The sequence below is a fragment of the Alteromonas sp. LOR genome, assembly GCF_000753865.1.
GTDB lineage: Bacteria > Pseudomonadota > Gammaproteobacteria > Enterobacterales > Alteromonadaceae > Alteromonas.
Map to the genome: position 1 here is coordinate 1 of NZ_JQFW01000050.1, position 21,357 is coordinate 21,357.

Consider the following 21,357-nt stretch of genomic DNA (forward strand, 5'->3'; position numbering starts at 1 on the left):
TGCTAAGAGCTGGGTAAGTCGTTTTGCTTTTCCCCCGAAGCGGATGCGCATTTTAGGGATCTGAGCGCTCACGTCAACCCTTATTCATGAAAAAGTAATAAAAAGTCGATAAAAGTGAACCAAGCGTCTAATTTTTAGTCAGATGTGATAATTAGTAGACAATGTGGACTAATTACTAATAGGATGAGACTTAAGATCCTATATAGTAGTTACCACTAAGTGGTAAACGATCGCTGCCGATAACAGCTTTATATATGTTATCGAATGTCGCTTTTTACATAAAAGCGATAAAAGCAAATAAGGCAGGGTGCGAAAACGAAACGATATCGAAACGAATATCGAATTCTTTGATTAACGCACACACCTTTACAGTATGTACTTATATTGCTTGTACCTTTATACCGTTAGCTCTGTGTTTAACATTTACGGTGCACCTCTTACAGTGACTCTTTCACAGTAAAGTGAGTAGCCTGCCTAAGTTATTTACAGCAGTTAATACCTATATAAGCGTACGGCTCTAAGTGTGTAGGTAGGGCGCATTCATATAAGCGCTTTGCTATAGCTACTACAAAAGCAAACACATCAGCGAGTACAGCAGCATCGTTATAAAGCTACGCAATAATTATAAAAGGTGGATTTATGTCAAGAACGCTAACAACTCTGTCGGCATCACTGTTATCAGCTGGTTTTCTCAGTATCGGTGTTGTTACAACAGCAAATGCACAGGAAGCGTCGCAAGAAGTTTCACCCCTTACAGAATCTAACGAATCTGCAGGCCCTTCAGTAGTGCCAAAGGATGAAGTAAGTCAGTCTACTAAGTTTCAAACCGCTTTTTTAAAGCGTCAGGTAGATCAGACTATGTCAGTGGGAAGAGCAATAAGCTCTATCGCTGGTCACTATCCGCAAGACATTGTGCTTGTGGTAGATATTGCATTAGACACTTACCCTGATAAATACAGAGAAATCATCTTCGCTGCAATATCGGCGCAACCTTCGTCTACAGAAGAAATTGTAAAGCTTGCTATCGAGAAAGAAGTTAGTAGTTGTCCGAATATCGTTAAGTTAGCTATAACAGCTGAACCGACTTACGTAGATTTTGTAGTTCACGCGGCTGCAATGGCTACACCAGAAGAGCTTGATGAAATAGTACGCGTTGCCGTGCTTACTCAACCAGACTCTGCTGACAGTATTGTGCAAACACTCTCGCAAGAGCACCCAAACAAAATTGTCGAGATAATGACAAGTGCGCTTAACGCAGTACCGTTTGTTGGTGAGTATGTTGTTGACGCTTTGCTAGCCGTATTCCCTAATAAAGCAGAAAAGGTAGTAGAGACTGCTGTTCGCGAGTCATCACAACAACGTGAACAGATAATGCGTATTTTAAATACTGCGAACAACTCTGGCGTATCTCAGATAAAGCTTAAAGAGTATGCCCTGTCTGCTGGACTAAGCGAGAGTGACTTTGCCACTGCCGTAGGCAATTAGATTTAACATCGCCCTTGGGGCTTTGTTTTGATGATACTGAAGGTGGGTAGTGCATAAGGTAGGTAGTGCGGAAAGATTGACAGCACTGACGGTTGATAGCACAGAAGTTTTAAAGTGCTGCTAGCTGGTAATGCGCTGATTGATAGTGCTCTGGTTCATAGAGCTGCAGGTAACGCTAGTTACCTGCATTGCTGTTCAAAGCCGTCAAAACGTACTCAACAAAATGCAAAACTAGTCTGTAGCTGAAACAGATAGCTTCACACACCAACACAGCGCGCCTTATCCCGCTCTCATCAAAGACATTTAACGCGCTATTTCATTTCATTTCATACAGCATAGCTGCTTCTTTATAAAGCATGAGTTCTGCTTTTAATAAATCTACTTTGGCCTTTATTTCTTTAATCTGCGCCTTAATTTCATTTTGCGCTCTAGCATTTAATACAAACATATCGCTATCGCCGGCATCAAACCGCGTTCTCTCTACACGTGATAATGTTCTAGCAAGTGACGCATTTTCGCTTTGCAATGCAGCAATGTCTTTTGCTTGAGTCCAATATACATAAGCTTGTTCGAAGCGTTGCATGATCGACTGCTGGATTGAGGTAAATTTGTGTCCTAACTCCCGCTGCTTGGATAGTAACTGAGAGCGTTCCGCTTTGGCCTTTCGGTTACCAAGTGGATAAGAAAACGAAAGGCCGAGTTTAGTCTCTGTACCTTCTAATGTTTCAGATCCTGCCCCGACATCTCGAGCAATAGACGCTTGTAAATCGAGCTTTGGCAGTAAGGCATTATTGGCTAGCGCAGTTTTGTTTTTTACCACCTGCTGCTCTAACTGCATCACATCAAGTTCTGGGTGTTGGCGCAAGGCTTTACGCAACGCCATAATTTGTGCGTCGCCCACCCAAAAGGGCCATTCAATATCATTTGGCGGTGTGTCAGCATTGAACGACATCATGTCTCCCTGGGGAGAGCGCCAATAGAACGACAACATTTGAGCATGAGCGTCGCGCTTTTGCTTAAGTTCGGCAAGTAACAATCGCTGCTGCATTATATTTGCTTGAAACTCTACCAACACGATATTGGCAAGGTCGCCCTTTTCAACACGTGTGGTCAACGCTTTTTCCCTGTCTTGGGCGGTAACAAGCAAATTATCTACCGCCTTAATTTGCAGCGCACTTTCATACCACGATATGTACTCAGTAACCCCTTTATAAACAAAGTTATTGAGCATACTGGTGGCTTGCGCTTCCCACTGCGCCGTGGCAAGTCCCGCATTTCGAAGCTCGGTTCTTCGCTTATCTATTTCACGATTTTGTAGCAATGACATAGCAACACCAACGCTCGCCTCTCCTGCAGAAAGTGTATCGTAACCACCTTCATAAGCCGGGAAATCGCCCGCGGCAATACGATACTCGGTAAATACATTGGCATTATAGTCCTCCACCGGGTTAGTGAAGCGTTGGGTTAAATTTGTTCCGTCGTAATAACCGCTCACGCGGCTTTTTGTTTTCTGCTCTATGAATGGGTCGAAGCTGCTTCGCGCAATTTGTACTTCAGCGGCCGCCTGGTAATTACCCTCGTTAATCGCCAGTACGTAAGGATGGTACTGGGTCATGCTATCTATAAATTCATTAATACTGGGCGCAGGAACCTGGTTGGCAGTATTTTCTATTGCATGTGCGCCCGATATACCACTTAACGTTAAGGCAACTACGGCTGAATTAAGAAAGTAACTAAGCTTCGCTTTATTGATCATAACCGACCGCTTCCTTTCGCAGTGGCGGTAGTTTGTGGCTGCACCGTAGGTTTAGGTGGGAAGTTATTTAACTGACGCCACATTTCATAACCTAAGCGAACTTCTTCAAGCAATATCCACGCTCTTACCTGACTACCCAAGCGTGCTGAACTTTCTGCCGGCCAGGCCACATCATCTTTATCGGGCTTTATCCATACCTGAAACTCACCCATGGTATTCGCCACCGGCTCTACATAAACCACTTCCCCACCGAAAGTACCTATTGCAGCCCCGGGCCAACCGCTAAACTGAAACACCGGCCAACCGTCAAATTGAATACGCGCTTTTGCGCCTGGTGTTACTAAGGGCGCATCTAGCCCCCGAACCGTTATTCTTACACTGCGTTTTGCATCAGCAGGAATAAACTGGCCTAAAATGTCTCCTGATTTTACGAAAGTAGACACGCCGCCAGATAACAATCTAACCACTGTGCCATCAACCGGCGCCACTTTGGTTTGCGTAGACTGACGGGATAGCGTCATACTTACATCGTTAATTTCTGTTACCGACGCCGCCGCTTTCGCTCGCAACTCTTCCACTTTTATTTGAGCGTTCTCCACTTCTTTGCGCGACACTAGCCCCTGCTTTTCGAGGCCTATCTGACGCTGCAGGTTGTTCTCGGCATTTCGCACAGCGGTTTCATTAGCTTGATTTTTTAAGTTGGCCGCGGCTAACTGCGACTCTAACTTTTCTAAGCGCTGTGCATCTATATCAATAAGCGTGACAATTGGCGCGCCCGCTTTTATCTGCTGACCTTCCCTTACGTGCCACTTCTTCACCTGCCCGTCCACCAGGGCGTTTATAGGCTGCATGCGATCTTCGGGGTCTAAAGAATCCACCATGCCTGTGCCGTAGGCTGTCTGGATCCAAGGCGTAAAGTACAGTGTAAAGCCTGAAACTATAATCAAAAATACAATAATGCCGCATACCACTCTGTGTAGTTTAGGCACCCGCAAGGCAGGCAGCGACTTCATGTTATCTAAAAAACGACGTTCAGCATTATTCATTTAACTGTCCTCCTTAACATGCCCATCTGAAGCGCTTTTATCGCTATTATTGTAATGCGTTACTTGTGCGTCGTCATGAAGATGCAATAAGCCGGTAGCGCATTCAGGAATGGGCATATTAGAAAAGTACAGCACAGTAAAGTCGTATTCCTTTAATCGCTCGAGCAATCGTATTCTTAACGCTGGCGGTATAGCGTCGAAATGCTGATTTAAAATCAAAATTTGAGGTTTAGCGATAATCGCTGCGGCTAATTTTAATAGCAAAAACTGTAGTGGCTGCAATGGCGCCCCCATCACGGAGACTTGGGTTCTTAAACCATCAGGTAACGCATCGATGGCCGTGGTTAGCTCCACCACTTCAAGAGCCGCGCGGATATCAGCATAACTTGCCTTTGGCTGAGCAAGCTTTAAATATTGCTCTATCGATACTTCGATAATTAATGAACGGTCGAGAATGGTCACCGCTTGACGAAGTTCGTGAATATCGTAGTCATTCAGGCTTAAATTATCTAACGTAATTTCGCCTGAGCGCACAGGCTCGTAACGCTTTAAAAGACCCAGTAGCTCTCGTTGTACCCAGCTCTTTTCTGTGGTTATAAAATACTGCGTTCCCGACTCAAGTGTTACATCGATATTGCAGTGGTCGTCACCATGCTTAAGCACTAGTTTATTAAATATAAGCTTGGAAGACTCTGGTATATGTTCAGCATTTGAATGAAGTGATTCTTGCGGAATAGAAAGTGCACTACCTAACTTTTCTGCCGAGCCGTAAAGCTCATAGTAGAGTTTGAGATATTGGGTAAAACGGGATAAACCGAGAAACACTGCAGACATTATCAGTTCTGCGGCAACAAGCTGACCGATAGACAGTTGCCCTTGCACTACTAATACGCCGCCAATACCTAATAATGACGCACTCGCCACTGCATAAAGTAGTAAAAACATAACAACTTGCGAGAAAGTATAGTGAAAGTGATTTTTATGCTTTTGGATATAGTCGCCAATATAGCCTTCGGTAGTCTTTCCAGCATATTCGACATGATCGGCAGATTTGAAGAATTCGTGAGCACTTGCAATATCGTGTAGCCATTTAGCTGAGTTATATTTTGCAGTGGATAATTGAATTGCCGTACGCTTAGCGCCACGCCCCCAAATTTTCCATACCGCATACATGACAAGAATAAGTACGACGTTAAACGCTAATAACGTTGGGTGATAAAAAGATACTAAGGTAAAACCCACCAGCATTTGCAATACCAATGCAAAGCCATCAATCATGAGCGAGGGAATGTTCTTTTGTAACGTCATTATGTCGAAATAACGTTGGGTCATACTGATGTTTTGACGACCTTCAAAATAGCTATGAGGTGCCATGATAGTGCGTAGGCCAATATCGGATGTAAGGCGCGCGTACACCTTGCGCTCGTAATACTCCATTATTCGCATGCGAAGGGCACTGAACACGCCAGAAGTGAATAGCGTGAAAAACAGCACCATGGCCAGTATCACCACGGCTCGTGTTGAACCGATGTTAGCGATACTGTTTATCAGGGTTTGTACCGCAATAGGTACTGCCAATGTCATTAAACTTATTGCCACACCGTAGGCTATTGCTACTGAAAAGAAGCTGGCTTCAGGTTTTAACAACGAAAACAGCGTTTTCCTTGTTTTACGCAGATTAATTACTTTTTCCATAATAGTATCTTTTATGTACCCGCAAGCTTATTTTCTATAGTGTAATTTAATATTTAATAAGATTAAATCTGTTATATTCTTCTAAGTTCATCGACAAAAGCTTAGTTATGCACCATTTAAACTATCATCACCTTTACTACTTTTATCTTGTGGCGCGAGAAGGCAGCATTGCAAAGGCTGCAAAACTCCTTCACGTTACTCCTCAAACAGTAAGTGGGCAACTCAGTACCTTTGAAAATCAGTTGGGCTATTCGCTTTTCGACAGAATAAACAAACGTTTATATTTGAACCCAAAAGGTAAAGTGAGCTATCAGTATGCCAGTGAAATATTTCACAAAGGCAACCAACTTGCTGAAATTCTTAATACAAATGACGAAATTAATACGAAAGAATTCGTGATTGGTATTACTAATGGTATTCCGAAAGTGCTTTTCTACGACTTTGTGCACAATACCATGCGCGAGTTCGCGAACGTGAAGTATGTAATAAAGGAAGACAGCTTCGAGGGGTTATTAAAAGAATTAGCCATTAACGCCGTCGATTTCATTATGGCTGACCGGGGCATTGCGCCTGGTACCCAAGTAAATGCCAATAGCTACTTTCTGGGTGAAAGCTCACTTAGCTTTTTCGCTAAACATCCGCTAAAGCATAACGAACGCTTTCCTGCATGTTTAAATCATATGCCACTACTAATGCAGGGACATACGTCAGGCATACGGCATGCTCTTGTTAGCTGGCTTGAAACTGAGCAGTTGTATCCTAAGATTGTTGCCGAATTTGATGACAGCGCACTACTTAAACTATTTGGTAGCGAAGACTTTGGGGTATTCTGCGCGCCCTCAGCTATATCGACTCATGTAGAAGCGCAATACGGCGTGCATTGTATTGGCAACGCCAAAACACTTAACGAACGTTACTATGCTATCACCGGGAAAAGTCGAGCGGATTACACTATTTGCGAGCACATTGTAGATAACGCAAAGGCGCTGTTTACTCAGAGTTAGTCGCGCAGGGGTAACTACAATCTGTACTATTTCTCCCTATCCTACTGTCCACTACCCTTTGCAGTGCTCTACGCACAATGCCACCTGCGCTTCGCCAAACCGGTTATCTAATGCTTCGTGAGCGTCTTTTTGAACCTTCGTCCAATCAAATCGCCCTCTGCCTAAATAGGCACATTCAGCAAAAGCTTCCACTGCTTCAAAACATTCCCGCACTATCAAATCTTCAGTAATCATTGAAGGTATCCTGCTCTTCAAAACCTAATTGAATAATATCTCATTAGCTAAATATCAGCCTGTGGATTTGCGTATTGCGCTAGTGGGCTTTGTATATCGCGGGATAACTTTGGTGCTGGGGTGTAGGTGATAAATGGGGTCAGGTCCACATTAATGCGTTAATGCGGATCTGACCCCCTTTATCCCTCTTCGGTATCAAGGTATTCTGCGGGCAAATTTGTTTTAAGGTATAACAGTGGAAAACGTGACGATTTTAGACGGTGGCATGGGTCAAGAGCTCGTTAAGCGAAGTAAGCGTGAGCTAACGCCGCTGTGGTCTGCAGATGTCATGCTGCATGAGCCGAATTTGGTGCGTGATGTGCACGCGGAATTCATTGAAAGTGGCGCTGAGGTGATCACGTTAAACACCTACACCGCCACCCCACAACGGCTTACGCGAGATGGCTCTATCGAACTTATCGAGCCCTTGCACGAAGCTGCAATAAAAGCGGCACAGTCGGCTGTTGCGCAATCGAGTAAACCCCACACAAAAATTGCAGCGTGCTTGCCACCGCTCGTGGCGAGTTATCATCCCGATGATGCCATGCCCTTCGAGGAAGCCCTTAGCTCGTATCAACAGCTTGTAGCGTTACAAAAATCAGCGGCAGACATATTTTTATGCGAAACCATGTCATCGCTTAAAGAAGCAAAAGCAGCCTGCACCGCAGCAAAAGAAACAGGAAAGCCGGTATGGGTTGCATTTTCAGTGAGTGATTCAGAGCCTACCTTATTGCGCGGCGGCGAGCCCATTGCTGATGCAATTAAAGCACTGAGCCAATTAGAGCCGCAGATGATTTTACTAAACTGCAGTCGCCCTGAAGCCATCAACGCAGCGCTTAATGAAATTCATCCCTTATTGAGAGAGTGTAAAATTAACTTCGGTGTATACGCTAATGGGTTTAAAGCCGTTGATGAATTGTATCCTGGCGACACAGTAGAGAGTTTGGCGCAAAGAAAAGATTTATCACCAGAAAAATACGCTGAATACGCAGTAGCATGGGCGCAGCAAGGCGCAAGTGTTATCGGAGGGTGCTGTGAAATAAGCCCGTTGCATATCAAGGCGGTGAGTGAAGCCTTTAAGAGAAAAATAAATTAAAGTGGTAAGACCACATTTAAAAGCAATTTATATAAAAACGGCCGTAATAGTTACGGCCGCCCAAGAAATAAACTCGAATATAAGTTATTTAAATTTACGCTCTACGCATTCTGGCCAACATAAATAAGCATAACGCAAAAAAAGCGATCGTTGACGGAGCAGACACTTTTGTTGATTCTAATGTAAATCCATTGATTATTGGATTGTTGTCGCTAAAAGGTGCAGCGCCGCCAAATGAAATATTTAACGTGGAGTCTTGTGCAGTAAAATCATAGCGAATAAATGCTCCAACGGTGGTTATATTAGTTTCTGATGTATTGAGATCTTGACCTTGCGTAATGTACGGAGAAAAATCATCTACTGCTTTTACACCCTCAAAAGACAAATCAAAACCACGTGTACAGCATGTCTCTGCAAACAATAGCTGAAGCGAATACGTTGAACCTACTGTGAGATTTCCTAAATCAATCGTTACTACGTCGTCACGCAATTGTGAGCCATCATTTGCACGAGGGCTCCATCTTATAGAGCGCATTACCGTTTCTAAGTTGTTGTCATTCTGGGTGTTACCGTAATTCGCAGTATGCCAATTAGAAATAGCATTAACAGCACTTATCGAAACGCCAGATACTGAATCATCGGTAAATGATGCGTCATCAATAGAAAAGCCCCCAGCACCAAATACATTAACTGCATAAGTAAAGTTGCCAACAAAATCTAGGCCATCACCGCTATCACCTCCGGTAAAGGTACCGATTGTAATTAATGACGCATTAGCGCCCATACTAAGACACGCCAATAATGCTATAAACATCATCTTGATTGTTTTAATTGTGTTACCCATGTGCCACTACCTCTTTTAATTATCACAGGACATTTTTACTAAAGACCAGCAATTTAGATGCCATATTTTTTATTGTTAAAATACAGTGACTAATACCGAGCAATGTCTTGTGCAAAAGCATACTGTAAGTTTAATTGACACTAAAGGAAGTCAAAGCCGCCTGCATCGCAGCGCTTAATTAAAAAGGGGGTCAGATCCACATTTAGCAAGCATCTGATGGCCCCAAGATAATGTGGATCTGACCCTACTTATTGCTATTAAAACGCGATTCTTAAATTGGCTGAGATGAAGTCAATACCATCCCAAACTTCATAGTTTACGCCTACAGCAGTATTGGCAATTGGATAATAGTAGGCTGATACACCAAATGATGTTTCGGACTCATCAGCCTCGTCCAAGTAACCAATGTTTCCAGCAAGCTCAATATTGTCCGTTAGCATCGAACGAATACCAATATTCGCACCTAATCCATTGTCGTCTGCAGACCCTGAGTTACCCTGAAATGAACCACTCAATTCTAGGTGCTCGTACGTCAGCTGGCCGTAAAAGTCAGTTGTATCTGTTATCGCCGAGTGAAACCCCATACCCAATGATAATTGGCTAACATCGCCGGTGACCGTACCACCGAAAATCTGAACGTCTTCACTTACTTCGCGGTAACGGCCCGTAAGCTAAAAGCTCTCCCCCACGCTCTTTAACAACGATGCATTGAATCCTGATGGCGACTCATCAACATCGTCGATACTAACCTGCGTGTAACCCGCTTCAACCAAATCCCATTTAGGGCCTTTTTCACTTGAAATGACTGAAGTATTGAATCCAAGTGCTGCGGTAGCTAGTGCGAGAACTAACGTGTTGTTCATGTATGTAATGCTCCTTTTTACATGTATTGCTTGTAGTTTGATATGCCGACCTTTAACGGCGGCGGAGCTTAAACAAAAACACAGAGGCGCTTACAACTAAAGTATAATAAAAAGGATAAAGAGGGTCAGAGCCACATTTAACTCAGTTCATTAATCCCTTTTAAAGTAAACGCAGATTTAAGCCAACATCTATTGCTTTTGAATAAGCAATTGCTGATGCCTCTTTTTTGAACTATTATTTAGCTAAGTTTAGCTAAGCCATATAAAGGTAGCATATGCAAACGAACATGCATGAAGCAAAGAGCAAGCTGTCACAACTTGTTGAATTGGCAGTTTCAGGCGAAGAGGTGGTCATTGCAAAATCAGGTAAGCCAGCGGTAAAACTAGTGCCTTACAAAGCCCAAAAAGAACGAGTGTTTGGACAATTTAAAGGACAAGTGATTGCATCTGATGATTTTGACTCAAAAGAGGTTAATGACGATATAGCAGATACTTTTGGTATGTAGCACGATGAAAAGAATTCTATTAGATACTCATGCGTTAATTTGGTGGATGTGTGGAGATAAAAAGCTTGGCCTAAATGCACAAAAGCACATTGCTAATCCTGAAAACGCTATTTTTGTAAGCGCAGCAACAGTTTGGGAGATGTCGATTAAACAACAGATGGGAAAACTTGAAGTACCTGATGACATTGAATCAATTGTTGAACAGCTTGGTTTTAGCGCATTACCCATCACGTTATTTCATGGCCAGCAATCGGGCAAATTACCTATGCATCATAGAGATCCGTTTGATCGCATGTTAATCGCTCAAGCACAAGCAGAGGGATTGCAGATATTAACGAAAGACGCGTACTTTCCCGATTACGGTATTCGGTTAATCGATGCCAGTAAATGATAAAGGGGGTCAGATCCGCATTAATGCGTTAATGCGGATCTGACCCCCTTTTATTCTCAATTAACTAATGTGGATCTGACCCCCTTTATTTTTAGTCGGCGTTGAAGAGGTCGCGGCTGTATACTTTTTCTAGCACGTCTTCGATGTCGGCAGTTACACGGTTGGCAACAATAACATCAGACTCTTTCTTGAAGGCTTCTAAGTCGTTGACTACACGAGAGCGGAAAAACTCATCTTCAGTGAGTACCGGCTCGTATACGATAACTTCAATACCCTTGGCTTTAATACGCTTCATGATGCCTTGAATAGCACTTGCTCTGAAGTTGTCAGAGCCCGACTTCATAATAAGGCGGTAAATACCCACAATTTTCGGATTGCGGCTTACAATTGAATCGGCAATGAAGTCTTTGCGGGTGCGGTTAGCATCTACAATGGCTTGAATCATGTTGTTAGGCACTTCGCTGTAGTTAGCCAGCAGCTGCTTCGTATCTTTCGGTAAGCAGTAACCGCCATAGCCAAAGCTTGGGTTGTTATAGTGCCCGCCAATACGAGGGTCTAAGCTAACGCCCTCTATAATTTGTTTTGTGTCTAATCCGGCACGTTCTGCATAGCTGTCTAGCTCATTAAAATATGCAACACGCATCGCTAAGTACGTGTTAGCAAAAAGCTTGATAGCCTCGGCTTCAGTACTGTCGGTAAATAGTATTTCAATGCCTGTCTTAACAGCGCCTTGCTCTAGTAGCTTGGCGAATATTTCAGCTCGCTCTGTTCGCTCGCCTACAATAATACGGCTTGGGTGTAAGTTGTCGTAAAGGGCTTTGCCTTCACGTAAAAATTCAGGTGAGAATATAATGTTGTCACTACCGTGGCGCGCTTTGGCTTCGCGGGTAAACCCAACAGGTACGGTAGATTTAATTACCATCACCGCCTTTGGGTTAACTGCCATTACGCTTTTAATCACAGCATCAACACTGCTGGTATTGAAGTAATTGGTTTGAGAATCGTAATCCGTCGGCGTGGCAATAATTACATAATCTGCATCTCTGTACGCTACTTCTGAATCAAGGGTCGCTTGAAGATCCAGCTCTTTGGTCGCGAGATATTCCGAGATTTCGATGTCTTCAATAGGAGACTTTCGATTGTTAAGCATCTCAACTTTTTCAGGCACTAAGTCAATGGCTTTCACTTCATTGTGTTGAGCTAACAAAACGGCGTTAGATAAGCCCACGTAACCAGTTCCTGCTACCGCTATTTTGTACTTTTTCATACTCACTTCCATTTTTGCTCTTACCAAGATTGCCGATATGGCACACCATCAAAATCCAAATAAGTGTGCCAGAGAATGCCGTTACTGTACTAGTTTTCTTTTATAATCTCAGCAAGCTTGTTCGCCAACGAGGTAGCAATTTCTTGCTGTTTAGCCTCAATCATTACCCGAATTAATGGCTCTGTACCAGACTTTCTCAACACTAACCTTCCATTTTCACCAAGTTGTGCCTCTACACTAGCTACAGCATCTTGCACAATGGGTAAATTCAATACTGAGTCTAAATTTTCGTGCCTTACATTCACCATACATTGGGGCAGTTTTGTCATTCCTGAAGTTAGCTGCGATAACGAATAACCACTCTTAACCACCACAGTTAGCACTTGCAAAGCAGCGATGATAGCGTCACCAGTAAATGCATAATCTAAATTGAGAATATGACCCGACGTTTCGCCGCCAATGCGCCAGCCGGTTTCATTGAGCTTTTCGACCACGTATCTGTCGCCAACTTTAGTACGAACAAACGGTATACCCAACTCTTTAAAGGCCAGCTCCAAGCCCAAATTACTCATGAGCGTGCCGACTACACCGCCTTTATAGCCTGCTTGCTTAGCCTCGCGCGCCATTAAAAAGAGGATTTCGTCACCGTCAACGGTGTGGCCGTTTCCATCTACAAACATAATACGGTCGGCATCGCCGTCTACCGCTATACCTAAGTCCGCCTCGTGATGAAGTACGGCATCGCTGAGTGAAGCTAAAGAGGTTGCACCACACTTTTCATTAATGTTAATACCGTTAGGCGTATTAGCGATATTAATTACCGTAGCGCCTAGCTCTGCAAATACACTTGGTGCCACCTTATAAGCGGCTCCATTCGCGCTGTCTATAACAAGCTTTAAACCCTCTAGCGACAACTCACTAGAGAAGGTCCCTTTACAAAACTCAATATAACGTCCTGCTGCATCATCTACCCTGCGTGCTTTGCCCAGCTTTTGCGAATCAACACAATCAATACCATTTTCTAACGCATACTGCAGTTTCTCTTCAATAGCCTGCTGTTGTAGTGCACCTAATTTTGCGCCGCTTCTGCCAAAGAACTTAATACCGTTGTCGTAGTATGGGTTGTGTGATGCGCTTATCACTACTCCAGCATCGGCACGAAACGTAGATGCAAGGTAGGCTACAGCAGGTGTAGGAATTGGCCCTGCTAACGCAATGTTCACACCTGCTGCCGACAAACCTGCTTCTAATGCCGACTCGAGCATGTATCCGCTTGCGCGGGTATCTTTTCCTACTAATACTTCCTTTGTACCGTCTTTGGCTAACACAATACCGGCGGCCCAGCCCAGCTTCATAACAAAATCGGGTGTCATGGGAAACTCGCCTACTTTTCCGCGAATCCCGTCGGTGCCAAAATATTTCTGAGACATTTCTACTTCCTTTAAACACAAAAAAAGCCACAACTTTAAAAGTTATGGCCTTAAAAATCGTTCGAACTAACTATTCAACTGTTACAGATTTTGCCAAATTACGAGGCTGGTCTACGTCAGTTCCCTTAATCAGTGCCACGTAGTATGAAAGCAACTGAAGCGGAACCGTGTAAACGATGGGCGCGATAATGTCTTCACAGTGAGGAACATTAATTACGCGCAGGGTTTCGTCGCTCTCGAAATGCGCTTCGGCATCAGCAAACACGTACATAATACCACCACGTGCCCGCACCTCTTCAACATTCGACTTTAGCTTTTCAAGCAATTCATCGTTAGGCGCAACAACAATTACCGGCATTTCATCATCGATAAGCGCTAACGGCCCATGTTTCAATTCGCCCGATGCATAGGCTTCTGCATGTATATACGAAATTTCTTTCAGCTTTAGCGCCCCTTCCATCGCGATAGGGTACTGGGCACCTCGGCCTAAAAACAAACTATGGTTTTTATCGGCGAACTCTTCGGCTAACGCTTCAATAACACTGGCGGTATTAAGCGCCTCTTCTATTTTCCCTGGAAGGGTTTTAATAGCCGACACTATCTTGTTAGCAGAGTCTTCAGACAAACCATTAAACTTACCTAACACTAACGTAAGCATTAAAAAGGCGGTCAGCTGAGTGGTAAACGCCTTTGTCGATGCCACGCCAATTTCAGCACCAGCCAATGTCATAAATGATAAATCGGATTCGCGAACTAGAGACGAGCCGGGCACATTGCAGATAGTAAGCGCTGACATATATCCAAGCTGTTTTGCCAATCGAAGCGCTGCTAGCGTATCGGCGGTTTCGCCACTTTGCGATATAGTAACCAACAAACTGTTTTCATGAACTGCTGATTTTCGATAACGAAATTCCGACGCTATTTCAACAGAGCAAGACACATTGGCATACTCTTCTAGCCAATAACGAGCAGTCATCCCCGCATGGTAGCTTGTACCACAGGCAATAATTTGAACGTGCTTAACTTGTTTTAAAATACTTTCTGCGCCGTTACCAAATAATGCATCAGTATTACTAATGTTATCTATTCTATCTTTAAGCGTGTTTCGAATAACGGCTGGTTGTTCGTGAATTTCTTTTAGCATGTAATGTCGATAACCGGCTTTGTCGCCCGCATCATGCTCTACGGTAGACTCCACTATTTCTCGCTCTACCCGCTTTCCGTCTTTGTCAAAAATAGTGACTTCGCGACGAGTTACCTCGGCTACGTCGCCCTCTTCCAGAAAAATGAAACGGCGAGTTACGGGTAATAGCGCCAACTGGTCTGATGCAATAAAGTTTTCACCAAGGCCTAAACCGATAACTAAAGGGCTGCCCGAGCGCGCAACCACCATTTTATCAGGGTCGGCTTTATCGATAACCACCGTACCATAAGCACCAGTAAAGTGAGTTACCGCTTGTTGAACTGCCGTTAACAGAGAATGCCCCTCATCAAGCATTTGATGTACCACATGGGCAATTGTCTCGGTGTCGGTATCGCTGGTAAAATTATAGCCTTGTTCACTAAGTTGCTTACGAAGGGCAACATAATTTTCAATGATACCGTTGTGAACCACCGCTACACGGCTAGATGAAAAATGAGGGTGTGCATTGTATTCTGTAACGCCGCCGTGGGTAGCCCAGCGTGTATGCGCTATACCTGTGGTTCCCAATGCGGTTTCGTTATCTACCGCTTCAGCTAGGTTTTTTACCTTGCCCACTTTACGAATTCGCTGCAGATTGCCTTCCTTGTCTAACAAGGCTACACCGGCCGAGTCATACCCTCGGTATTCCAACCTTTTCAGCCCTTCAAGTAGTATTTCAACTACATTCCGTTCGGCTACAGCGCCTACAATTCCACACATTCCTGCTACTCCACACTTCACGGGTTAGTTACAACTTTAGTTTAGGGGCAGTATTGTAAAGGAACTAACTAATAAGGCAATAAGTCACTGGCTTCTAGCTAAAAACTCTGCATGCTAAAGAAAAATTGTAAAAACAGTGCTGCCAAAGTGTACAAAAAACATGTAAAAAGAAATATCGAGTACTGGTTTAAATAATACAAACTTCAGGTGTTATATGCTCTTTAAAGAAAAGCTACTTCTCTCCAACTGCGATTCCGTTAGACAGCTAGAACTAGGTAAAATACGGCAACGCTTCCTCACTAGCCTTGCCTTTGGTGATGGCGTTGTGTTAACCCCTAACACCATCTTTGACAACGAGAATATTGACTCACTAATTGGAAGGAAAAATGTACATAAATATTTAAATGAAGAGGGCAAAGGAAAGTTTGTAGTGAGAGGTTTTGATGTACGGCCCGGTTTCTCGCTAGTCAGTTATTTTGAGCGCCTCGCGCCGGACTATATACTATCAAGCCTGCCCGCATCCCCTCGCTTGGCAGACATTTCACAAAAACAACGTGATGAACTCTTGTATCGCTGCGAAAATATACAGGCCGCTCTCGATAGCATCGAACCACCATACGAAAACATTCAAGTAAATGAAAACGCGCTTAAAAATGAAATATTTTCACTCATAAACAACGACGACATTCTTGTTGATAACAATGCTTTGAAAGATAGCACTCAAAACCAAACCGTTCAGAAAACCGGCTTTTTTTCAAATGGCGATGAGCGTGCCCAGTTTAAAGAAAAAGCCAAGGGTATTGTATCAAGATCTCAATGGTATGCTTTCTGTGATAGCTATTTCCATAGTGATTTAACAATAGCCTCTAAATTTAAACTTGAAGTAATCGATCCCTCATACAATTCACTATTTGTATTTAAAGGCGAGGCTTTTCTTCAAGATAATATGGGCTTTATGAATAACATACCCAATATTATTCTCGATTCGAGCGTTGCATTTAAAGCCATTCGCAATGAACTAAAACTTATTGAATATCCCATAAAGGCATTCGAATTAATATCTAGCTTTGGTGCAGGAGAAATTGCCAAGTTTCTTACCGACGAAGCCGTAAGCTATATTGAAGATAAGTTTGAAGATAGTGGAAAACAATATTTATCGCGCAAGAACTGGTTTGGTATGTACAATAGACTAACAAAAAAAGTAGGGCTTGAAATTAAGTGAGCATTGAGTATGAGAACCCATGGTTTAGGGTAGTTAAACAGGGGCAATACCACTTTGTGGAAGAAAACGGCTCTGATAATGGCGCAGTAATACTTCTGCAGGCCGCAGAATATTTTGTATTTGTTAGGGTTTTTAGACAGGCTCACAACTCTTTTTTTATTGAAGCACCCAGGGGCTATGGTGAAAATGGGGAATCACCGGCACAAACTGCTGCGCGAGAGTTGTTTGAAGAGACCGGATACAGTATTGAAAGCAATAAATTTAAGCACATCGGCACCATACAACCTAATTCTGCAATTTTATCGTCGTCACTGCCAATATACTTCGTGTCAGTCGATGAACGAATTAATACGTCGGCAGTGGATAGTGAGGTTTCAGAGATCGTCTATATTGAAAAAGATAAAATATTAAACTCTATCGCAAGCGGTGAAATTACAGACGGTATAACTATCGCGGCTTTAGCAATGCATTGGTCTAGCCCAGAAAACAGATAATAAGCCACTTTTCAAGCTATGTAGTTGCAGATTTTAGTGGATGCTATAAACCTAGGTAAAAGGAAATTCTATAAACCTGCTCGCCTATCACATCTTCACCGAAAGAGGCTTCCACTCCCCAATATACGCTTTTATAGCGAGAGCGATAATCGGCACTAAAGTTTAATCCGGAGGAAACACGCTCATTTAAAGGCTGAGTCAATAATGCCACTTGTGACCAGCCAAGCGAGGTGGTTAAACTATTTTCAGCATCCATCGACCAATACCATTGTGCGGTTACACTTTTTGCAGCCGTGTTTTCCGCTTCGCTTGCAATAAAGTGTGCCAACGAATCACCACTGTCTTGATAGCCATTGGTGTAAATATCACTGGTATAAAAGCCCTGGTCGTAGCGGGTCGCTTCTATTCTAAGTGAGCTATCGTTAATAGCTGGAAAGTAAATGCCTACAGTGGCAGCATTCGGTTGCGCTTTATTATTCCCGAGTACTTTTTTAGTAACATGCTCACCATATATTGAATAGTGGAAGTCCATAACCTCATGGTTATACCTTGCTTGAAGTGCAAAACGCCTGTCAGCTTGAGCTTCGCTATAAGAAGTATTTGCGGCGTCGCCTAAGCTATTAGTAACAAGAGCATCGTAAAACGTACCTACCCCAGCATCTCTTACTCCACCACCAAATACGGTTGTATGAGCAAAGCCAAGCGTAATCTGCTGAATAGGCGAAAAACTCAAAGTTGCGCCTGTTATATAAGGCTCATCTTGCTCGAATAGTGCGCCCGAAACAACGGGCGCATTATTATTTAGCCTGCCAGCGAACACTTCATAATTTATATCTAGCATACTTAATGGCACAACATTGCTTGCAGATACGCTAGCGAAGGCCTCTGAGTCGTTTGAAAGTAACAGCGAGTTGATGCGCCCCACAGACCACCAGCGCGATTTATACCCAATATCTAACTGTAAAACATCAATACCAACATGCACCATACCCTGAGCTTTATTCACACTATCTTCACTTACAATAGCACTGGCACTTACACCTAAATGGTCAGAATACATTGTGTAGGCTGCCGTTTCTAAAAGTAGGCTGCTTTCTCCATCGGCACCAAAATGATAGGGGTTATTAATTTTGCTATTGCTAGCACCTAACGACAACTGCATTAAACTGATGCTCGAACGCCCTTTGTGGTTTCGTAAATAGGGTGCTACCTCTCTGTACAGCAATGGATGAGTACTTTGAATTTTACGCGCTAGAGCAGTAACTTGAGCTACCTTGTAGGGCCTATTGAGAGATGTTTCGCCAGCGATTACCGCCAGCCTTTCTATTTTTTGCGCAATGTGATTAGGCAGGTTCAATGGCAAGTATGGCGACACACCTGCACTGTACGCTGGACGGGAAAAGACTATACAACTGGCACAACAAGCTAGTATCAGCAAAAACGAATTACTAAGGCGCATGAACAAGTCCGGTTTGTTAAAAGGTGAAAAATTAGTGTTTTAGCTTGGCTATATCAGCTTTTTTTGACGTTGCAAATTGTCGCTCTAACCATACTAGGTCGCAAATTTCGTCGGTTGGAGCAAAACCTGTTGGCGCCTTCAATAAAACATCCCGAATTCGCTCATGTTCGAAGTTATGACAGGCTTCATCTAAATTATTTAAAATAGATTCTAATTCAGTCCAAGTGAGTTTATTTTCATGGGCTGTCATAATACGTTCGTGAGTTGTTCCTTCTACGTTGTCTCCAATAAGCAACTCTTCATATAACTTTTCACCAGGACGAAGGCCAGTACATTGAATCTCAATATCGCCATCTGGGTTTTTATCATCTTTTACAGTAAAGCCAGATAAGTGAATCATTTTTGTTGCTAAATCTTTTATCTTGACAGGATCCCCCATATCTAACACAAAAACGTCTCCGCCCATGCCCATTGAGCCTGCCTGAATGACTAACTGTGCAGCTTCTGGTATCGTCATAAAATAACGAGTAATGTCTTGGTGGGTAAGCGTTACTGGCCCACCTCTTTTGATTTGTTTCCTAAATAACGGTACAACGGAACCAGAAGAGCCCAACACATTTCCAAAACGCACCATACAAAAACGTGTAGTAGACTGGGTATCAGATAAAGCCTGCAATACAAGCTCTGACATTCTTTTTGTTGTGCCCATTACATTGGTAGGTCTTACTGCTTTGTCTGTAGACACCAGCACAAAGGTTTCAACGTTACAATTGATAGCTGCTTTTGCAGTATATAGGGTGCCAAATACATTGTTGCGAACACCTTCTACAACATTGTGCTCAACTAATGGCACATGCTTGTAAGCTGCCGCATGATAAACCGTTTGCACACCAAAAGCGCCCATCACCGCTTCAAGCCTATTTTGGCGCTGAACCGACCCCATTATAGGCAGCACTTGCACGCGCAACCCACGCTCTTCAATATACTGGCTTAACTCTTTTTCTATTGAATAAAGGCCAAATTCGGATAGCTCGAATAAAACAAGTTTAGAAGGCTGATTTTTCACTATTTGACGACAAAGTTCAGACCCTATAGAGCCGCCTGCTCCTGTAACCATTACCACTTTATCTTTAATATCTGCATGCATGAGTGCACGCTTCGGTGAGACAGGGTCGCGGCCCAATAAATCTTCTACTTCAACGTCTTTCACTTGGTCGACGTTAACTGCACCAGCAACTACATCAGCCATACCTGGTATGGTTTGCACCTTCACCGATAAATGCTCTAACTTTTGAAGGATCTGCTTTCGTTTTACACGCGAAGTACTTGGTAATGCCAAAAGCACCTTTACTACGCGCTCTTGGTTAATAATCAATTTTAATTCATCTACGTTATGAACCAAGTGCCCCTCAATTGACGAGCCTTGTTTACTTCTATCATCATCAACAAAAGCCACAACCCGATATTCAGCGCCATGACGTAACGCTAATGCTAATTGACGACCTGCTGAGCCAGCACCATAAATTACCACCGGCTTACGATTAGACGCACTCACTTTCCCTACCATAGCACGCACTAAAATGCGGCTTCCGCCTACTAACAACAGCGAAAACGACGCAAAAATAATAGGAACTGTACGTGGTATTCCGATATGCAAAAAGAACGCGATACCCACTAGAGCTACGCATGAGGTTACTACCCCACCAACGACAGCTCCTAAAGCATTAATACCAACGTAGCGAAGTACTGCTCTGTACAAGCCAAACTTAACGAAAGCAATCACACTTATTGGTGTTAGCAGAAGCAAGAGCAACCAATAAGCTTGTTCCGTTATAGCACTCAACGAATCGAGGCGAATGATAAGTGCCGACCAAAAAGCAGTAGCGATGAACAACGCGTCTACAGTTAGCGTTATAAGCCTTTTGTGTGGTCTAGGGAGAGAAAATAATCTTTTAACAATCTTGTTCACAAAAACCTTCAATACGAAACAAACGCAACACATCTAATGTGTTGCGTAATAAATACTTAGATAAAAATTAAAACTTTAATATCATGCCATGCAGTGACTACTTACCAACTCTGTCGCCGCTTCCTTTGCCTGTTACAGTCATTATAATATATTTAAAGTAATAAGCTATGCTGAGGGAATCGAGCATTTCTCGGTCCGTTTTCGCGAGAAGTTCAGGGGTAGACATATCGATATCATTAACTTGAGCCAACCCTGTAATACCAGGCCTAGCATCGTAAACACTGTAAGCTTCTCTTGCGGCAGTAAGTTCGTGCTGGTTAAACAAACCAGGTCTAGGACCTACTAAGCTCATTTCTCCTTTCAGAACATTCCATAGCTGAGGCAACTCGTCTAATTTTGTTCTTCTTAAAAAGTGGCCAAATTTAGTAATGGAAGCGCTACTCGCTAAATGGCTTGCCACAGAAGCAGTATCTACTTTCATTGTTCTGAACTTAACTAGCGTAAAAGGCTTTTTGTGTCGACCAACCCTTTCTTGCTTAAAAATTGGTGAGCCCGTATCGAACAAACCAATGATAAAAAGAACTAAAAAAATCGGAAAACCAACAATCAATCCAAAAAATGAAAATAAAAAATCTAACAACCTAAGCATATGTA

20 protein-coding genes are annotated in these 21,357 nt (G+C 43.1%); 7 read left to right on the forward strand and 13 right to left on the reverse strand.

Annotation, left to right across the window (positions count from 1 at the left end):
* The first annotated feature begins 639 nt into the window (after positions 1-639).
* A complete protein-coding gene (locus tag JV36_RS0114680; protein ID WP_032094846.1) occupies positions 640-1,485 on the forward strand; it encodes a hypothetical protein in 846 nt (281 codons plus the stop codon).
* 316 nt (positions 1,486-1,801) lie between these two features.
* On the opposite strand, the gene JV36_RS0114685 is transcribed toward JV36_RS0114680, so the two are convergent.
* The 3 genes from JV36_RS0114685 to JV36_RS0114695 are packed head-to-tail and all read right to left on the reverse strand — an operon-like array spanning position 1,802 to position 5,982.
* Complete coding sequence (locus JV36_RS0114685) at positions 1,802-3,241, reverse strand: TolC family protein (protein ID WP_032094847.1); 1,440 nt, start codon at positions 3,239-3,241, stop codon at positions 1,802-1,804.
* Positions 3,238-4,287, reverse strand: coding sequence for an HlyD family secretion protein (locus tag JV36_RS0114690; RefSeq protein WP_032094848.1), 1,050 nt, complete (start codon positions 4,285-4,287; stop codon positions 3,238-3,240). Before JV36_RS0114690 ends, JV36_RS0114685 begins: the two co-directional genes overlap by 4 nt.
* Entirely contained in the window at positions 4,288-5,982 is a 1,695-nt protein-coding gene (locus JV36_RS0114695; protein ID WP_052010053.1) for an ABC transporter transmembrane domain-containing protein, read from the reverse strand.
* Between the two features lie 107 nt (positions 5,983-6,089).
* Here JV36_RS0114695 and JV36_RS0114700 point away from each other — a divergent pair, with 107 nt between their 5' ends.
* Positions 6,090-6,986, forward strand: a complete 897-nt coding sequence (locus JV36_RS0114700; RefSeq protein WP_032094849.1) for a LysR family transcriptional regulator — start codon at positions 6,090-6,092, stop codon at positions 6,984-6,986.
* A 51-nt stretch (positions 6,987-7,037) separates the two neighbouring features.
* Here the strand turns inward: JV36_RS0114700 and JV36_RS0114705 are convergent, their stop codons facing one another.
* A complete protein-coding gene (locus tag JV36_RS0114705) occupies positions 7,038-7,220 on the reverse strand; it encodes a hypothetical protein (RefSeq protein WP_032094850.1) in 183 nt (60 codons plus the stop codon).
* 235 nt (positions 7,221-7,455) lie between these two features.
* Between JV36_RS0114705 and JV36_RS0114710 the strand changes: the two genes are divergently transcribed.
* The gene (locus JV36_RS0114710; RefSeq protein ID WP_235207860.1) at positions 7,456-8,355 is read left to right on the forward strand and encodes a homocysteine S-methyltransferase family protein; all 900 of its coding nucleotides are present in this window, start codon (positions 7,456-7,458) and stop codon (positions 8,353-8,355) included.
* Between the two features lie 94 nt (positions 8,356-8,449).
* On the opposite strand, the gene JV36_RS0114715 is transcribed toward JV36_RS0114710, so the two are convergent.
* From JV36_RS0114715 to JV36_RS0114725, 3 genes are all read right to left on the reverse strand, one after another.
* Positions 8,450-9,199: a hypothetical protein gene (locus JV36_RS0114715; protein ID WP_032094851.1), complete on the reverse strand. Its 750-nt coding sequence runs from the start codon at positions 9,197-9,199 to the stop codon at positions 8,450-8,452.
* A 257-nt stretch (positions 9,200-9,456) separates the two neighbouring features.
* Entirely contained in the window at positions 9,457-9,831 is a 375-nt protein-coding gene (locus JV36_RS0114720; RefSeq protein ID WP_268746609.1) for an outer membrane beta-barrel protein, read from the reverse strand.
* A 39-nt stretch (positions 9,832-9,870) separates the two neighbouring features.
* A complete protein-coding gene (locus tag JV36_RS0114725; protein ID WP_032094853.1) occupies positions 9,871-10,062 on the reverse strand; it encodes a hypothetical protein in 192 nt (63 codons plus the stop codon).
* A gap of 275 nt (positions 10,063-10,337) precedes the next feature.
* On the opposite strand from JV36_RS0114725, the gene JV36_RS0114730 reads away from it, so the two are divergent.
* Together JV36_RS0114730 and JV36_RS0114735 are read left to right on the forward strand one after the other, a co-directional pair.
* The gene (locus JV36_RS0114730; protein WP_032094854.1) at positions 10,338-10,568 is read left to right on the forward strand and encodes a type II toxin-antitoxin system Phd/YefM family antitoxin; all 231 of its coding nucleotides are present in this window, start codon (positions 10,338-10,340) and stop codon (positions 10,566-10,568) included.
* Positions 10,569-10,572: 4 nt separating this feature from the next.
* Positions 10,573-10,959 (forward strand): type II toxin-antitoxin system VapC family toxin, encoded by a 387-nt coding sequence (locus JV36_RS0114735; RefSeq protein WP_032094855.1) that lies wholly within the window; start codon positions 10,573-10,575, stop codon positions 10,957-10,959.
* Between the two features lie 91 nt (positions 10,960-11,050).
* Here JV36_RS0114735 and JV36_RS0114740 read toward each other — a convergent pair whose 3' ends face one another.
* From JV36_RS0114740 to glmS, 3 genes are all read right to left on the reverse strand, one after another.
* The gene (locus JV36_RS0114740) at positions 11,051-12,238 is read right to left on the reverse strand and encodes a nucleotide sugar dehydrogenase (protein WP_032094856.1); all 1,188 of its coding nucleotides are present in this window, start codon (positions 12,236-12,238) and stop codon (positions 11,051-11,053) included.
* 77 nt (positions 12,239-12,315) lie between these two features.
* Positions 12,316-13,656 carry a phosphoglucosamine mutase gene (gene glmM, locus JV36_RS0114745; RefSeq protein ID WP_032094857.1) on the reverse strand — a complete coding sequence of 447 codons (1,341 nt, stop codon included), beginning with the start codon at positions 13,654-13,656 and terminating at the stop codon, positions 12,316-12,318.
* Positions 13,657-13,726: 70 nt separating this feature from the next.
* Positions 13,727-15,559: a glutamine--fructose-6-phosphate transaminase (isomerizing) gene (gene glmS, locus JV36_RS0114750; RefSeq protein ID WP_032094858.1), complete on the reverse strand. Its 1,833-nt coding sequence runs from the start codon at positions 15,557-15,559 to the stop codon at positions 13,727-13,729.
* 214 nt (positions 15,560-15,773) lie between these two features.
* On the opposite strand from glmS, the gene JV36_RS0114755 reads away from it, so the two are divergent.
* Positions 15,774-16,781, forward strand: a complete 1,008-nt coding sequence (locus JV36_RS0114755) for a hypothetical protein (RefSeq protein WP_032094859.1) — start codon at positions 15,774-15,776, stop codon at positions 16,779-16,781.
* Entirely contained in the window at positions 16,778-17,275 is a 498-nt protein-coding gene (locus tag JV36_RS0114760) for an NUDIX hydrolase (protein ID WP_032094860.1), read from the forward strand. Before JV36_RS0114755 ends, JV36_RS0114760 begins: the two co-directional genes overlap by 4 nt.
* A 43-nt stretch (positions 17,276-17,318) precedes the next feature.
* Here JV36_RS0114760 and JV36_RS0114765 read toward each other — a convergent pair whose 3' ends face one another.
* From JV36_RS0114765 to JV36_RS0114775, 3 genes are all read right to left on the reverse strand, one after another.
* The gene (locus JV36_RS0114765; RefSeq protein WP_032094861.1) at positions 17,319-18,650 is read right to left on the reverse strand and encodes a capsule assembly Wzi family protein; all 1,332 of its coding nucleotides are present in this window, start codon (positions 18,648-18,650) and stop codon (positions 17,319-17,321) included.
* 115 nt (positions 18,651-18,765) lie between these two features.
* Entirely contained in the window at positions 18,766-20,703 is a 1,938-nt protein-coding gene (locus tag JV36_RS0114770; RefSeq protein WP_032094862.1) for a polysaccharide biosynthesis protein, read from the reverse strand.
* 97 nt (positions 20,704-20,800) lie between these two features.
* The gene (locus JV36_RS0114775) at positions 20,801-21,352 is read right to left on the reverse strand and encodes a sugar transferase (RefSeq protein WP_032094863.1); all 552 of its coding nucleotides are present in this window, start codon (positions 21,350-21,352) and stop codon (positions 20,801-20,803) included.
* Between the last annotated feature and the right edge of the window lie 5 nt (positions 21,353-21,357).